Raw genomic sequence first — 1302 nt, forward strand, 5'->3', positions numbered from 1 at the left:
GTGATTTACACGTCGGGTTCGACCGGCACACCGAAGGGTGTGGTGGTCACCCACCGCGGTCTGGGGAACCTCGCGGCAGCGCAGATCGAGCGGTTTGGTGTGACCACGCGGTCGCGGGTGTTGCAGTTGGCGTCGTGGAGTTTCGACGCCGCGGTCTCCGAGTTGTGCATGGCCCTGCTGTCTGGTGCGACGTTGGTGCCGGCTTCGTATGAGGCGCTGGAAGGCGGGACGCACGCGACGATCCCGCCATCGGTGCTGGCCGCGGTCGACGAGCTGCCCGCATCGCTGGAGACGATCGTGGTGGCGGGTGAAGCCTGCCCGTCGTGGCTGATCCAGCGGTGGCAGGGTCGTCGTCTGGTCAATGCGTATGGGCCGACTGAGGCGACGGTGTGCGCCACGATGAGTGGTCTGTTGGTGGATGAGGCGCCGATTGGTCGGCCGATCGCGAATACCCGGGTGTATGTGCTGGACGAGTTTCTGCGTCCGGTGCCGCCGGGTGTGGTGGGTGAGTTGTATATCGCCGGTCCTGGTCTGGCGCGGGGCTATCTGGGTCGTGCGGGGCTGACCGCGGCGAGTTTCGTGGCGGGTCCGGATGGCAGTCGTTGGTATCGCTCGGGGGACCTGGTGCGGTGGACGGCCGATGGCGATCTGGTGTTCGTGGGTCGGGCGGATGCGCAGGTGAAGGTGCGCGGTTTCCGGGTCGAGCTGGGTGAGATCGAGGCCGTCCTGGCCGCACATGAGGACGTGCAGCAGGTCGCTGTGGTGGTGCGCGGCGAGCGTCTGGTGGCTTATGTGGTCGCCGACGCCGACGGTGACGCTCTGCGGGCGTTTGCTGCGCAGCGTTTGCCGGACTATATGGTGCCGTCGGCGTTCGTACGGTTAGATGCGTTGCCGGTCACGGTGAACGGCAAGCTCGACCACGCCGCCCTGCCCGATCCGGAACACGCCGGACTGTCGGGCCGGCCGCCGGCCACCCCGGCCGAGGTGCGCCTGAGCGACCTCTACGCGGAGCTGCTCGGCGTGCCGTCCGTGCCCGTCGACCAGTCGTTCTTCGCTCTGGGCGGCGACTCGCTGCTGGCGATGCGTCTGGTGGCTCGGGTCCGTGCCGTGCTCGACGCCGAGATCAGCATCCGGGAGGTCTTCGCCCACCCGACCGTCGAGGCCCTTGCCGCGCTGATCGACACCGCCGCCGGCCGCACCCTCGCCGCCCTGACCCGCCGCGAACGCCCGGAGCGTCTGCCGCTGTCGTACGCGCAGCAGCGCCTGTGGTTCCTCAACCGCCTCGAGGGCACCGGCGACAGC

At 69.0% G+C, this 1302-nt stretch carries 1 protein-coding gene; it reads left to right on the top strand.

Annotated elements, in window-relative coordinates; translation table 11 throughout:
• The coding region (locus AB0J80_RS38495) for an AMP-binding protein (protein WP_364714785.1) at nucleotides 1-1302 on the top strand (1302 nt) is incomplete at both ends.

This window comes from Actinoplanes sp. NPDC049548, from assembly GCF_040676695.1.
Lineage (GTDB): Bacteria > Actinomycetota > Actinomycetes > Mycobacteriales > Micromonosporaceae > Actinoplanes.